Genomic DNA, 14,650 nt, shown 5'->3' with positions numbered 1-14,650 from the left:
GCCCGTATGCACGGACTGGAACACACGTTCTAATCACCGGGTAGGCTTGACCTATGTCCGTTCATCTCCAGGGTTCGCTGTTCGACCAGGCCGACCGCCCGCACCTGGGCCCCCTCGGCGGAGCGCGCAGGACGGTCCTGGGCGACGGGGCGTGGATCGACCTGCTGCCCGGCTGGCTGAGCGGCGCCGACGAGCTCTTCGCCGAGCTCGCGGAGAACGTGCCCTGGCGGGCCGAGCGCCGGCAGATGTACGACCGCACCGTCGACGTGCCCCGGCTGCTCGCCTTCTACCGCTCCGAGGACGCCCTCCCGGACCCCGTGCTGGACGATGCCCGCGACGCGCTGTCCTCCCACTACGGTGACGAGCTGGGCGAGCCGTTCACCACGGCCGGGCTCTGCTACTACCGGGACGGGCGCGACAGCGTCGCCTGGCACGGCGACCTCACCGGACGCGGCTCCCACCAGGACACGATGGTCGCGATCCTCTCCCTCGGCGCTCCGCGCGATCTGCTCCTGCGTCCCTGCCGCGGCGGCGACACCGTGCGCCGGCCGCTCGGCCACGGCGACCTCATCGTCATGGGCGGCTCCTGCCAGCGCACCTGGCAGCACGCCGTCCCGAAGACCGCACACGCCCGCGGGCCGAGGATCAGCGTCCAGTACCGCCCCCGCGGAGTGCGCTGACGCTCCGGTGGAGGACCGGGCGGATGCCCCGGAGAATGATCCTGCATGCCGCCGCCGGTGGAGGGCAGGCGCCTCGGTGTACAGGAGCACTCCCGACGAAGGGGCATCCACATGCCGCAGGCGCAGCACAAGCACATCTTTGTCGTCGGCCTCGACGACGCGAATCTGCCGATGCTCGAGGCCGTGCCGAACGCCGACTCCTACCGGTTCCACCGTCTGCTGACCGTCGGGGAACTGCAGGAGGGCGAGGTGTCGGTGCCCGCACTGATGGACCGTGCCCGGGCTGTGCTCGACGCGCACGACGGCAGCATCGACGCGATCGTCGGGTACTGGGACTTCCCGGTGAGCACCCTCGTCCCGATGCTCGGCAAGGAGTACGGCGTGCGGACGACGAGCCTCGAATCCGTCGTCAAGTGCGAGCACAAGTACTGGAGCCGGCTCGAACAGCAGAAGGTCATCGACGCGTACCCGCGCTTCGGCCGGGTGGACCTCGAAGCGGACGACCCTAAGCCCCCCGAGGGCGTGAACTTCCCCATGTGGCTCAAGCCGGCCCTCGCCTACTCGTCCGAGCTGGCGTACGGCGTCTCGGACATGGAGGAGTTCCGGACGGCCGTCGACAGGATCAGGGCGGGCATAGGCCGGGTGGGCAGGCCCTTCGACTCCGTGCTCGACCTGCTGGACCTCCCCCCGGAGATGGAGGGCGTGGGAGGCCAGGTCTGCCTCGCCGAGGAGTCGATGACCGGGATCCAGGTCGCCGTCGAGGGCTACGTACACCAGGGCAGGGCGACCGTCTACGGCGTACTCGACTCGATCAACTATCCGGCCTCCCCGTGCTTCCTGCGCCACCAGTACCCGAGCATGCTCCCCGCCCCGGTGATCCACAAGCTCCACGAGGTCAGCGAGCGGACCATGGAGCAGATCGGCATGGAGTCGGCCACCTTCAGCATCGAGTACTTCTACGACCCGAAGACCCAGGACATCAGCCTGCTGGAGATCAACCCCCGGCACTCGCAGTCCCACGCCGAACTCTTCGACTACGTCGACGGCGCGCCCAACCACCACCGCATGATCAGCCTCGCCCTGGGCCGGGACCCCTCGCTGCCCGGCGGCCTGGGCCCCTACGCCATGGCCGCCAAGTGGTACTACCGCTGGTTCGGCGACGGGAAGGTGCACGAGGTGCCCACCCCGGAACGCATCGCGGCCATCGAACGCGAGATACCCGGAGTGCGCATCGACGTCGTGCCCGACGAGGGACAGAAGCTCTCCACGGTCTCCCAGCAGGACAGCTACAGCTACGAGGTGGCACACATCTTCACCGGGGGCGACGACGAGGAGGACCTGCGCGGCAAGTTCGACCGGTGCGTGGCCGCCCTCGGCCTCACCTTCGACGAGACGGAACCGGGGAGCCGCGGTACGAAGACCCGGTGACCCGTCCGGTCCAGCACGACGAAAGGAGGTCGCACCGGTATGCGCCACGTCGGCCAGTTGCCCTTCGCGATCCAGGAAGAGAAGCACGTCACGATCCCCATGGCGGACGGAGTCGAGCTCTCCGCGCGGATCTGGCGTCCCACCGCGTCGGACGCGGAACCCGTGCCGGCCGTCCTCGAGTACATCCCGTACCGCAAGAACGACCTCACCTCCACACGTGACGCCATCCACCACCCGTACATCGCCGGCCACGGATACGCGTGTGTGCGGGTCGACCTCAGAGGGACGGGCGAGTCGGAGGGGGTGCTGCTGGACGAGTACCTCGAGCAGGAGCAGAGCGACGCCGAGTCCGTCCTCGCATGGATCGCCGAGCAGCCCTGGTGCGACGGGAACACCGGGATGATGGGCATCTCCTGGGGCGCCTTCGCCGCCCTCCAGACAGCCGCACGCAGGCCGCCGAGCCTGCGCGCCATCTGCATCGCGTCGTTCACCGACGACCGGTACGCGGACGACATGCACTACCTCGGCGGTGCGATGCTGTCCGACAACCTGGCCGAGGCCGGGACCATGTTCGCGTACGCCACATGCCCGCCCGACCCCGCCGTCGTGGGGGAGCGCTGGCGTGAGATGTGGCGGGAGCGGCTCGACGCCGCGCGCCCCTGGGTCCTGGAGTGGCTGCGCCACCCGAACCGGGACGACTACTGGCGCCACGCCAGCCTGAGCGAGGACTACTCGGCCCTGCGCTGCCCGGTGCTCGCCTCCAGCGGCTGGGCGGACGGCTACTCCAACGCCGTGACCCGCCTGCTGAGCCACGTCGACGTACCGCGCAAGGGCCTCATCGGCCCCTGGTCGCACAAGCTTCCGCACCTCGGCGAGCCGGGACCCGCCATCGGCTACCTGCAGGAGGTCGTGCGCTGGTGGGACCACTGGCTCAAGGGCGTCGACAACGGCGTCATGGACGGCCCCATGCTCCAGGCCTGGATGCAGGAGAGCGTCCCGCCCTCGACCTCCTACGAGGAACGCCCCGGCCGGTGGGTCGGTGAGCCGTCCTGGCCCTCGCCGAACGTCGGCGAGACCGTCCTCCCGCTGCGGAACGGCGGGCTCGGGCAGCCGGAGGACCTGGAGGACCAGGAGGACCGCGTCCACACGGTGCAGTCACCGCTGTCCGTCGGCCAGTTCGCCGGCAAGTGGGCCTCGTACAACGCCCCGCCCGACCTGCCCTACGACCAGCGCGAGGAGGACGGCGGCTCGCTCGTCTTCCAGACCGCACCGCTCGACGCACGCGTCGAGATCCTCGGCGCCCCCGTCGTCGTGGCCGAGGTCTCGGCCGACGCCCCGGTCGCACAGCTGAACGTCCGGCTGTCCGACGTCGCCCCGGACGGACGCTCCACCCGGGTGACGTACGGCGTGCTCAACCTGACCCACCGCGACAGCGAGGAATTCTCCGAGCCCCTGGAACCGGGCAGGCGCTACCGCGTCCGCGTACCGCTCCACAGCGTCGCGCAGGCATTCCCGCCCGGCCACCGCATCCGGCTGTCGCTGTCCACCTCGTACTGGCCGCTCGTGTGGCCGGCGCCCGGGCCCACCTTGCTGAGCGTGTACGAGAAGGGCAGCGCCCTCACCCTGCCGGTCCGCCCCGACGACGTACCGGAGGACAAGGCCCTGCGCCCCTTCGGGGAGCCCGAGGGCTGCGCGCCCCCCGAGGTCACCCGGCTGAGCGAGCCGGAGCAGGCGTGGACCGTGACCAGGGACCTGGTGGACTACCGGTCCGTGCTGGACATCGTGAAGGACCGCGGACTCCAGCGGTACGAGGAGAACGGGATCGAGACCGGGCTGAGAGCCTGCGAGAAGTACAGCTGGGTCGGCGAGGACTTCGGGTCGGTGCGCGGTGAGTCGGCCTGGGAGATGCGCTTCGCCCGGGCCGGCTGGGACGTCCGGGTCGAGACACGCACCGTCCTGACCTCGGACGACGAGGCCTTCCACGTGGACGCCACGCTCGACGGTTACGAGGACGGGCGTCGGGTCTTCTCCCGTACGTGGAACGAACGGATCAGCAGGCAGAACGTCTGACCCACCCACTGTGCGGACCTGCTGCCACGCCCTAAGGACGCTGCCGAAGGAGTGACGGCCCGGCGCCCGGCGTGGCACGCGGGTCCGGCGGCGGGAGGTATAAGCACGCCCACGCGGCTCGGCGCGTCGAACCCACCGCACGTCGGTCCGGCGACGAGCTACACGTCAGGAGACGAGAAGTGACGACGAAACCAGGACAGCAGCCCATCCCGGGCGCCCCCAACAGCATGCCCGCGTCGAAGGAGGAGCCGACCGAACCGCGCGAGCCGCTGCCGCCCAAGGACGACCAGAACGGCCCCGAGACCGTCAGCCCCACGGGTCAGCCCACCGGTGCCGATCAGGCGCGGAACGCCCAGAGCGGCACCTACCTGACGACGGCGCAGGGGGCGCGGCTGTACGACACCGACCACTCCCTGAAGGCGGGCCCGCGTGGCCCGGTCCTGCTCCAGGACCACCACCTGCGGGAGAAGATCACCCACTTCGACCACGAACGCATCCCGGAGCGTGTGGTGCACGCGCGCGGCGCCGCGGCCCACGGCGTGTTCCGCGGGTACGGGTCGGCGTCGAAGATCTCCAAGGCGGCCTTCCTGGCGAAGGACGTGGAGACACCGGTCTTCGTCCGGTTCTCCACCGTGCTCGGCTCACGCGGATCGGCCGACACCGCGCGCGACACCCGCGGCTTCGCCACCAAGTTCTACACGGAGGAGGGCGTCTTCGACCTGGTCGGGAACAACATCCCGGTCTTCTTCATCCAGGACGCCATCAAGTTCCCCGACATCATCCACGCCGGGAAGCCGCACCCGGACCGGGAGATCCCGCAGGCGCAGAGTGCCCACGACACGTTCTGGGACTTCGTGACCCTGCACTCGGAGGCCACGCACCACACGCTGTGGAACATGTCCGACCGCGGAATCCCGCGCTCGTACCGCACGATGGAGGGCTTCGGCGTCCACACCTTCCGGCTCGTCGACGCCGCGGGAGCCTCCACGCTGGTGAAGTTCCACTGGAAGCCCAAGCTCGGTGTCCACTCCCAGGTCTGGGAGGAGGCCCAGATCACCGGCGGTGTGGACCCGGACTTCCACCGCAGGGACCTCGCCGACGCCATCGAGGCCGGTGCCTACCCCCAGTGGGAGCTGGGCATCCAGACCTTCCCGGACAACCCCGAGCAGATGTTCCAGGGGATCGATCTGCTGGACCCGACCAAGATCGTGCCGGAGGAGCTCGCACCGGTACAGCCGATCGGCCTGATGACGCTCGACGCCAACCCGTCGAACTACTTCGCCGAGACGGAACAGGTCGCCTTCCACGTCGGCAACATGGTGCCGGGCATCGACCTCACCAACGACCCGCTGCTCCAGGGCCGCCTGTTCAGCTACGTCGACACCCAGCTCACCCGGCTCGGCGGCCCCAACTTCCCGCAGCTGCCCATCAACCGGACCCACGCCCCGGTCAACGACATGCTGCGCGACGGCATGCACCAGACGGCGGTCCACCGGGGCGTCGCGCCGTACCGGCCCAACTCCCTGGACGGCGGCTGCCCGTTCCTGGCGGGTGCCGACACCGGGGCGTTCGTCGAGGTGCCGGCCGAGGTCGCCGCGAGCCGGAAGGTACGCGAGGCCCCCGAGTCGTTCGACGACCACTTCAGCCAGCCTCGCCTCTTCTGGCTCAGCATGACTCCGGTGGAGCGTGAGCACATCATCGCCGCGTACACCTTCGAGCTGGGCAAGTGCTACGAGCAGGCGGTCAAGGAGCGCGGACTGAAGGTGCTCGCCCGGATCGACACGGAGCTGTGCGAGCAGGTCGCCGCCGGGCTGGGACTCCCGGCGCCGGAGGCCGACGGCCCCCTCGCGAACCCGGAGCCCAGCCCGGCCCTGTCGCAGGTCGGGCAGGTCTGGCCGCTCGACGGCCGGATCATCGGCATCGTCGCCGACAAGGACGCCGACCTCGACGGTGTCCGGTCGGTACGCGCCGCCGTCCAGGCCGCCGGCATGGTGCCGCTGGTCATCGCGCCCGCCGGGGGAGTCCTCGACGCGGACGGCGACCCGGTCACCGTCCAGCGCACCTACGCCACCGCCCGTTCCATCGAGTTCGACGCCGTCCTGCTCGCCGGTGCCCCCGGAACGGGAGCCGACGCGATCGGCGCGCGGGACGCCAAGGCGGGCGCGGCCGGCACCGCCGTCGATCCCCGGGTGCTCCTGCTGCTGAACGAGGCGTACCGGCATGCCAAGGCGATCGGGACATGGGCGGGCGGGGACGCGGTCCTCGTCTCCGCGGGCGTGACCGCGGACGCGCCGGGTGTGGTCGTCGCCGGCACCGGCGAAGAGGTGCTGGAGGAGGTCAAGCAGCTCCTCGGCAAGCACCGCGTCTGGGACCGCTTCCCCTCCACGGTCTGACCCGGCACAGCACGAACACCGGCCGGAGGCGGTGCCCGGGGACGGGTGCCGCCTCCGGCGCGTCCGGGGCCGCGGACCCCAAGAGGTAAGGTAACCCTTAGTTCCTGCCCCGCATGCTTCGGAGTCCCTCTCGTGATCACGTCAGTGCCGCCGCAAGACACCCCGCGCCGGCCGCCGCGGGCCGTGCGCCCGGACGAGGTGCCGCGGCTCCGGGAGCCGGCATTCCGGCTGCCGGCACCGGGGGAGACCGAGGTTTTCTGGGCAGCCGTGAGCGGCGGCGGCACCCCCCTCGTCTCTCCGGACCCGCAGGGCTGCGCCGATCACCGGGCCGTGACGTTCCTCTGGCGCGGCACGCCCGGCACCCGCGCCGTACAGGTGCTCCCCAACAAACTCGGCGACCCCCGCACGCCCGAGGGCAACCTGATGGAGCGGGTGCCCGGAACCGACGTCTGGCACTGGTCGCTGCGCCTGCGGCACGACTGGCGGGGCACCTACGACTTCTACGTGGACGAGGGTGACGGCCCGGAGCCCGGCACCGCCGACTACTGGCAGTGGCTGCGCACCAGGCGCCGGCGCGACCCGCTCAACGCCCGGGCGCTGCCCCGCCGCTGGGACGGCGGGCCGGTGTCCTACGCCGAGCTCCCGGCGGCTCCCGGCGGGCAGGACTGGCAGCCGAGGCCGGGCGTGGCCCGTGGCCGGGTGACCGCCCATCAGGTGCCCACCGAAAAGCTGGGGGACGGCACGCGCCGCGTCTGGCTCTACGAACCGCCCCTGGGCCCGGTACACCCGTCCGAGCTCCCCGTCCTCGTCCTCCTCGACGGCGAGCACTGGCAGCCGCAGCTCGGACTCGCGCATCTGCTGGACAACCTGATCGCCGACGGCCGGATACCCCCGCTCGTCGCCCTGCTGCCGGATTCCGTGGACATCGGCACCAGGTGGGCCGACCTGGCCTGCCGCCCGGAGTTCGCTGGGTTCCTCGCCGACGAACTGCTCCCCTGGGCGGCCGCCCGTCTCCCGGTCACCGACGACCCCGCCCGCACGATCGTCGCCGGGCAGAGTCTGGGCGGCCTCACGGCCGCTCACGCCGCGCTCTCGGTGCCCCGCCGCTTCGGCAACGTCCTTGCCCAGTCCGGCTCGTTCTGGTGGCCCGACGGACCGCGGGCCGAATGGCTCACCGACCGGATCGCGCGCACCCCGCGCCTGCCGGTCCGTTTCTGGCTCTCCTTCGGTGAACAGGAGTGGGTGGCACTGCCGGCCGCCAGGCGCCTGCGTGAGGTCCTGGCGGCGACGGGGTACGACGACGCCTCCTACCGCGAGTTCAACGGCGGCCACGACTACCTGTGCTGGCGAACGGAGCTGGCCGACGGTCTCGTGGACCTGCTGGGCCCTGTCACCTCCTGAGCTTGTCCTTGAGCCGATGAGTTCGGGCGGCGACAGGGGTCTGATGGAGGACACCCGATCCCTGGAGGCAAGTCCGATGGCCGAACCACACGTTCCGGAAGACCGCAAAGCTCTGGAAAGAGCGATCCACGTCGAACGGTCCGCGCTCGCTCAGGACCTCACCGGGCTCAGTGAGGCCCAGTGGGCGACGGCATCACTGTGTGAACGCTGGACCGTGGAGCAGGTCGTGGCCCATCTGACGGCAGGTGCCGGCACGAGGATGTGGCGCTGGCTGCTCAGCATGCTGGCCGCTCGCTTCGACCCCGGACTGCACAACGACCGACGACTCGCACAGCACCGGGGTGCCACACCTGAGGAGACCTTGCGGCGTTTTCGCGACGTCGTCGGCGGTCCGGCCGGGCCGACAGGACATACTGCGGCCTGGCTGGGCGAAATCGTCGTCCACGGGGAGGACATCCGTCGGCCGTTGGGTCTCGCGCGGACACCCCCGGTGGCCACGACGACCGCCGTGGCCCGGTTCTTCGCAAGCCGCGATTTCACCGTCGCGAGCAGCACCGCGATCGCGGGCCTGCGGGTCGAGGCCACAGACGGACCGTTCACCACCGGCACGGGGGACCTGCTCCGGGGGCCGACCCTCTCGCTGGTGATGGGGATGGCAGGCCGCGCGGAGGCATGCCAGGACCTTGAGGGGGACGGCGCGGAAGTCCTGCGCGCCCGGCTGCGCTCCGCCTGAAGGAACGGTTTCAGCCGGCCGAAGTGTTCTGCGCCGCCTCGCGTGCCTCTGTCAGGGCTCGCTGCCTGAGGTTGCCGCCGAACAGCTGAATCGTTGCGGCGGCCAGGACATCGTCCCGGTTGATGGCCCGCCCGGCCTTGCTCGGGGCGGACGGGGGCCGGTGGGGATCCCCGAGGGGCGGGGGCGGCGTCGGTTCACCCGGTGTCACCAGGGTGACCGCACCGAAACGCTTGACTCCGCCCTCGCGGACGACCATGGCCGCGTCCCGGGCGAGGTCCGTCAGGAACACGCTCGCGATTCCGTCCAGGTCGCGGACCATCGCCGGGACGGCCGTCGCCCCCCGGCTCCGCAGCAGCTTCCTGACCCCGGCCTCGAACCTGTGGGCGCCGGCCACAGCACTCGGTCTGCGTGACCTGCTGCGCCTGCGGGAAGGCACGACGGCACCCTCGGCGTCGTACAGGACCCCGGTCAGGCCGTGGAACGTCGGGCTGTGGTCGTACCACTTGCACCCCACCTCGAGCTCGACGTTCCGGTCGATCGCCGAGAGAAGGTCCCCGGTGGTCAGCTTCTTCCGGGCCTCCTCCGCCGCCGCTCTCCTCGCGCCGTCGATGATCTCCGTCAGCACGGTCCGCGTCACCGACGCGGCGGCCCAGGCGGCCGACCGGGAGACGTCCATCGGGGTCACGTCCCTGAACACCGCTCTGACGAGAGAAGGCCTGAACGGCGGGACATCCATGGGCGAGGCGGTCTCGGGACCACCCCGCTCAGGGCGTACGGGCTGTGCGGTCATCGGGGGAGACGCTCCTTGCTGCCGGAGGTGCCGAAGTTGCCGAAGTTGTCGGAGTTGCCGGGGGCCCGGCCGGGGTGTGCGGCCTCCGTCACTCGCCGAGGGCCTCGGTCATCGTGTCGAGGTCGGCCAGGAGGGACGGCAGCCGCCCCTCGGGAAGACTCCTGATCATGCGTTCCTCGACGGCGTAGACCGCGCCGCGTGCCGCGTGCAGGCGCCGTTCCCCGGCCGGGGTCAGATGGGTGGGCAGGGCGCGTCCGTGGTCGGCGGTGAGCGGCCGGGTGATGAGGCCCGCGTCCTTGAGGCCACGCAGGACGACGTTGGCCGACTGCCGGGTGACGAAGGTGCCGCGCGCCAGGTCGGCGTTGGACAGACCGGGCCGTTCGTCGAGGAGTTCGAGGCAGGAGTACTGCGGGACGGTGAGGTCGTGCTCACGCAGGGCCTTGTCCATGGCGCCGCGCAAGGCGGCCGACGCGCGTTTGAGGCGGTAGCCGACGTGTTCGGTGATGTCCTGGGCCGGGTGGGGGGCGGGCACGGGCGCACGGTCTTCCATGTCAACATTTTGACATACCTGGAAGCCGATGCCTATGGTCCGGTATGTCAAAACCCTGACATCGAAGAGCCGTACCGCCCAGGAGGAACCATGACCGCCACCGTCGAAGGCCCCGACTTCATCGCTCTGCAGGTGAAGGACGTGCCAGGCGCCGCCGCCTTCTTCGAGGAGCGGCTCGGGCTGCGCCGGGCGCCCGCCGCGCCGCCCGGTGCGGTCGTCTTCGCGACCACCCCGATCCCGTTCGCCGTCCGTGAGCCGCTGCCGGACGTCGACCTGGACGGTGCCGCCCGCCCCGGCCTCGGCGTGGCGCTGTGGCTGCGGACCACGGACGCCGGCCTGCTGCGCGAGCAGCTCGTCGCGGCGGGCACGGAGGATGTGTCACCGCTGCAGGAGAGCCCGTTCGGGCCGGTGTTCTCCTTCACCGGGCCCGAGGGCTACCGGCTCACCGTCCACGGAGGCTGACTCCGGACGCGGCGTCCCGGGACCTCAGGCCCGGCCCGGCTCCAGCGCGGCGACGCACGCCGCGTGCGGAGCCGGGCCGGACCGGACGGACCATCCCGCCGGAACCTCCCGCCGGGCCGGCCACAGGGACAGCTGACCCGAGGCGTTCTCCAGCACCAGGTGTGCGGCGCGGCCCTCCGGGCCCGGGTCGAACGGGCCGCTCCTCGCGCTCATGCGTCCAGCTCCTTCAGGCGGGCGGACAGGACGGCCGCGATGTCGTCGAGAAACCGGTCCTGCATCAACTGCGGGTGCGTGCAGTCCAGATCGTGGTTGTCGATGGACCCGGTCACATGGGCCCGCCACGCCTCGCGGGTGAGCCAGTCCTCCGCTCGGGGCGCGGCAGCCGTGAAGAAGAGCAGATCCCCGGCGTAGCACCGGTGCCGGTGCTCGCGCATCATGCGGGCGTGGTTCGGCACGATGTCGACGATCCTCGACAGCGCGCGGTCACCGATCCCGGCGAGCGGGCTGCCCGCACGGCGCAGCGTCGCCAGCACGTCCTCACGGTCCTGTTCGTGCGTACGCTCGAAGCCCGCCATCCGCAGCACCGCGGTCAGCGCGTCACCCTCCTCGGGCGCCGGCCGTTCCCGCCACTGCTCGGCAGGGAACGAGTCGAGCAGCGCGAGCAGTTCGACCTCCTCGCCCGCCTCCTGGAGCAGCACGGCCACGGTGTGGGCCAGCACCCCGCCGACGGACCAGCCCAGCAGCCGGTAGGGGCCGTGCTCCTGGACCGCGCGGATGTGCCGGAGGTAGTCGGACGCCTCCTCCAGCAGGGTGCGCGGCAGCGGCTCGTCCCCGGTCAGCCCGCGGGCCTGGATGCCGTACACCGGCTGCTCCGGACCGAGGCGGGCAGCCAGCCCGGCGTAGCACCACGCGATCCCGCCGGCCGGATGGAAGGCGAACAGCGGTGGACGCCCGCCCCCGCCGCGCAGCCGCAGGACGACGTCCAGCGCGTCCTCGGACGCCGGCCCCGTGGAGCCGAGCCGTGCGGCGAGCGCGGCCGGGGTGGGGGACTCGAACAGTGAGCCGATGGTCAGCTGCGCACCCAACTCCTCCCGTACGCGCGCCACGAGCCGCACGGCCAGCAGCGACGTGCCGCCGAGGTCGAAGAACGCGTCGTCCGGGCCCACCCGGCCGACGTCCAGCACCTGCGCGAACAGTCGCGTCAGCGCCTCCTCCCGCGCGTCCGACGGGCGCCGCGCACCCGCGCCGCCGCTGAACACCGGGGCGGGAAGGGCGCGCCGGTCCAGCTTGCCGTTGGCGCTCAGCGGGAAGGCGTCCAGTGCCACCACCGCCGCCGGCACCATGTGCTCCGGAAGCTCGCGCGTCAGCGAGGCGCGAACGGCCACCGGATCGGCGCGGCCGGTGATGTAGCCGACCAGCCGCTGTTCGCCCGGCCGGTCCTCCCGTACGAGGGCACAGGCGGCGTCCACCCCGTCGCGGGCCGTCAGCGCCGTCTCGATCTCGCCGAGCTCGATGCGCTGCCCGCGGAGCTTGACCTGGTCGTCGGTGCGGCCCAGGTAGACGACCTCGCCCTGCTCGGTCCAGCGCGCCAGGTCGCCCGTGCGGTACATGCGCTCCGCCGGCCGGCCGAAGGGATCGGCGACGAAGCGGGACGCGGTCAGCTCCGGGCGGTTCAGGTACCCGTCGGCGAGTTGACGACCTGCCAGGTAGAGCTCCCCGGGGACCCCCGGCGGACACGGCTGCAGCGCCGCGTCGAGCACGTACAGGCGGGTGTTCCAGACGGGCCGGCCGATCGGCACCGGCCCGGTGGCGTCAGCCGCGCACGGGTGGGAGGTGACGTCCACGGCAGCCTCGGTGGGGCCGTAGAGATTGTGGAGTCCGACGCCCGGCAGTCCGCGCCCGAACGCGTCGGCGGTCTCGCGGGGCAGTGCCTCACCGCTGCAGAAGACCCTCCGGAGGCTCGCACACGTGTCCGCGTCCGCTCCCGGCTCCGCGAGGAAGACCTGGAGCATCGACGGCACGAAGTGGCACGTGGTGACGGACTGTTCACGGATCAGCCGGGCCAGGTAGGCGGGGTCCTTGTGGCCGCCCGCTTCGGCGACCACCAGCACCGCGCCCTGGCGCAGCGGCCAGAAGAACTCCCACACGGACACGTCGAAGGACGAGGGTGTCTTCTGGAGCACCCGGTCGTCCGCGGTCAGCCCGTAGGTGTTCTGCATCCAGCGCAGCCGGTTGTCGATCGCGCCGTGCGACACGACGACGCCCTTGGGACGCCCCGTCGAGCCCGAGGTGTAGATGACGTACGCCGGATGCGCCGGGGTGAGGGGCCGCGACGGGTTCACCCAGAGGTACTCCGAGACGTCGAGGCCGTCCAGGACCACCAGCGGCGTCCCGGTGTCCTCGGGAAGCCGCCCCGCCCGGTCCGTCACCGCGCACACCGGCGCCGCGTCCCGCAGCATGTACGCGAGACGCCGCTCCGGATAGTCCGGGTCCAGCGGCAGGTACGCGGCCCCCGCCTTCAGCACGGCGAGCAGTGACACGACCAGCTCCACCGAGCGCGGCACCGACACCGCCACCACCGCACCCGGCCGGGCGCCCAGCGTCCGCAGGTGCCGGGCCAGCCGGTTGGCGCGGGTGTTCAGCTCCTCGTAGGTGAGCGAGGTGTCGCCGTACACCAGGGCGGTCGCGTCCGGGGTGCGGGCGGCGCGCGCCTCGATCGGGCCGATCAGCGTCGTGGGCGGCAGCGCGCGCTCGGTGTCGTTGAACGTACGGAGGACCAGCTCGGCCTCGGCCTCGGTGGCGATGCCGTGCGCGGCCGTGGGGACGTGCGGGTCGGCCAGGCTCAGCCGCTCCAGCAGCTGCAGGAAGCGCTCCTGGTGGGCGGCCAGCTCCTCGTCGCCGTACAGGGCGGGGTTGCCGTCGTGGTCGATGCGCAGACCGTGCCCGTCGGACCGGTCGTAGATGTTCACCGTCAGGTCGTCGACCGGTCCCGCGGACAGGTTCCGGGCCCGCGCCGGGGCGCCCGCGAAGTCCACGTCGTAGTCGAAGGGCATGACGTTGACCAGCGGGCCGACCAGCCCGCGGCTCTCCCCGAGGAGCCGCAGGTCGCGGCGGATGTCCTCGTAGCGGTACCGCTGGTGGCGGCGGACCTCGCGGATGCCGAGCACCACCTGGCGGACCAGCTCGGCGAAGGTGGCGTCGGGGGAGACGTCCAGCCGCAGCGGAAGGACGTTCATGACCATGCCCGGCACCCGCAGCGAGACGGAACCCACGCGCCCCATCATCGGCAGGCCGAGCACGACCTCCCGACGGCCGGTCGTCCGCGAGGTGTAGAGCGCCTGGGCGGCGATCAGGACGTCCGGCCACGAGGCACGGAGCCGGTCGGCCAGGTCCCGCACGCCCTCGGTGGCCTCGGGCCCCAGGTGGGCCGTGCGGCGGAGGAACGTCCGCGAGGGCAGCGCCCCCCGGCCACCGAGCCGGGGCACCTCCGGACGGTCCGCGAACGCCTCGGCCCAGTGGGCGCGGTCGGCGGTGAACGCCTCCGAGGACCGGTACGCCCCCTCCTCGGCGACCAGGTCCGCGAGTGCCCCGAAGGCCTGGGGCCCGGGCTCCTCGCCCCGGGCGAGCGCCGTGTAGACCTCGGCCGTCCGGCGTACGAGGAGCGAGTAGCCGAAGCCGTCCATGACCAGGTGGTGGATGCGCTGGTACCAGAGCCAGCGTTCCTCACCCACCCGGAAGAGGGCGTGCCGGAAGAGCGGGCCGGCGGCCAGGTCGAAGGGCTCGGCGAGATCCGCGCGCATCCACTCCTCGGCCCGCCGGCCGGCGTCGGAGACCTCCCGCAGATCCCGTGTGGTCAGCGGCAGCCCGACCGAGGGCAGGACGCGCTGACGCGGGCCCTCCGGGGAGTCCTCGACGCACACGCGCAGGGCGTCCGCCTCGGCTGTCACGCGGCGCAGAGCCGCCGCGAACAGCTCCGGGTCGAGCGGACCGTCGATCTCCAGGCACTCCGCCGTGTTCTGCGCCGGGCTGAGCGGATCGAGCGACTGGGCGAACCACATGCCCGACTGGGCGGCGGTGAGCGGCAGTACGACGGGCGGGGCGTCCTGGCCCGGCCCGGCGGCCTCGGCATCGGTAAGCAGGACG

At 71.9% G+C, this 14,650-nt stretch carries 11 protein-coding genes; 7 read left to right on the top strand and 4 right to left on the bottom strand.

Annotated features, from left to right (window positions below):
• Nucleotides 1–53 precede the first annotated feature (53 nt).
• The 6 genes from AB0P41_RS30595 to AB0P41_RS30570 all read left to right on the top strand — a co-directional run bounded on the left by AB0P41_RS30595 (nucleotide 54) and on the right by AB0P41_RS30570 (nucleotide 8,705).
• Nucleotides 54–680, top strand: a complete 627-nt coding sequence (locus AB0P41_RS30595; RefSeq protein ID WP_365935352.1) for an alpha-ketoglutarate-dependent dioxygenase AlkB — start codon at nucleotides 54–56, stop codon at nucleotides 678–680.
• Nucleotides 681–791: 111 nt separating this feature from the next.
• Complete coding sequence (locus AB0P41_RS30590) at nucleotides 792–2,108, top strand: ATP-grasp domain-containing protein (RefSeq protein ID WP_365935351.1); 1,317 nt, start codon at nucleotides 792–794, stop codon at nucleotides 2,106–2,108.
• A gap of 39 nt (nucleotides 2,109–2,147) precedes the next feature.
• Nucleotides 2,148–4,178 carry a CocE/NonD family hydrolase gene (locus AB0P41_RS30585; protein ID WP_356715661.1) on the top strand — a complete coding sequence of 677 codons (2,031 nt, stop codon included), beginning with the start codon at nucleotides 2,148–2,150 and terminating at the stop codon, nucleotides 4,176–4,178.
• Between the two features lie 227 nt (nucleotides 4,179–4,405).
• A complete protein-coding gene (locus AB0P41_RS30580; RefSeq protein ID WP_356715711.1) occupies nucleotides 4,406–6,571 on the top strand; it encodes a catalase in 2,166 nt (721 codons plus the stop codon).
• Nucleotides 6,572–6,703: 132 nt separating this feature from the next.
• Nucleotides 6,704–7,972, top strand: a complete 1,269-nt coding sequence (gene fes / locus AB0P41_RS30575; RefSeq protein WP_365935349.1) for an enterochelin esterase — start codon at nucleotides 6,704–6,706, stop codon at nucleotides 7,970–7,972.
• Nucleotides 7,973–8,048: 76 nt separating this feature from the next.
• Nucleotides 8,049–8,705, top strand: a complete 657-nt coding sequence (locus AB0P41_RS30570) for a maleylpyruvate isomerase family mycothiol-dependent enzyme (protein WP_365935347.1) — start codon at nucleotides 8,049–8,051, stop codon at nucleotides 8,703–8,705.
• 10 nt (nucleotides 8,706–8,715) lie between these two features.
• On the opposite strand, the gene AB0P41_RS30565 is transcribed toward AB0P41_RS30570, so the two are convergent.
• Complete coding sequence (locus AB0P41_RS30565; protein WP_356715666.1) at nucleotides 8,716–9,495, bottom strand: hypothetical protein; 780 nt, start codon at nucleotides 9,493–9,495, stop codon at nucleotides 8,716–8,718.
• A gap of 88 nt (nucleotides 9,496–9,583) precedes the next feature.
• Complete coding sequence (locus AB0P41_RS30560) at nucleotides 9,584–10,045, bottom strand: MarR family transcriptional regulator (RefSeq protein ID WP_356715668.1); 462 nt, start codon at nucleotides 10,043–10,045, stop codon at nucleotides 9,584–9,586.
• A gap of 90 nt (nucleotides 10,046–10,135) precedes the next feature.
• Here AB0P41_RS30560 and AB0P41_RS30555 point away from each other — a divergent pair, with 90 nt between their 5' ends.
• On the top strand, nucleotides 10,136–10,507 hold the full coding sequence (locus tag AB0P41_RS30555) for a VOC family protein (protein WP_356715670.1): 372 nt from the start codon (nucleotides 10,136–10,138) through the stop codon (nucleotides 10,505–10,507).
• 24 nt (nucleotides 10,508–10,531) lie between these two features.
• On the opposite strand, the gene AB0P41_RS30550 is transcribed toward AB0P41_RS30555, so the two are convergent.
• The gene (locus tag AB0P41_RS30550) at nucleotides 10,532–10,720 is read right to left on the bottom strand and encodes an MbtH family NRPS accessory protein (protein WP_365935344.1); all 189 of its coding nucleotides are present in this window, start codon (nucleotides 10,718–10,720) and stop codon (nucleotides 10,532–10,534) included.
• A complete protein-coding gene (locus tag AB0P41_RS30545; RefSeq protein ID WP_365935464.1) occupies nucleotides 10,717–14,646 on the bottom strand; it encodes an amino acid adenylation domain-containing protein in 3,930 nt (1,309 codons plus the stop codon). Before AB0P41_RS30545 ends, AB0P41_RS30550 begins: the two co-directional genes overlap by 4 nt.
• Between the last annotated feature and the right edge of the window lie 4 nt (nucleotides 14,647–14,650).

The sequence above is a fragment of the Streptomyces sp. NPDC079167 genome, from assembly GCF_040686735.1.
Taxonomy (GTDB): domain Bacteria; phylum Actinomycetota; class Actinomycetes; order Streptomycetales; family Streptomycetaceae; genus Streptomyces.
Note: the sequence above shows the minus strand (reverse complement) of the source record. Positions and strands in the feature narration are given on the sequence as shown.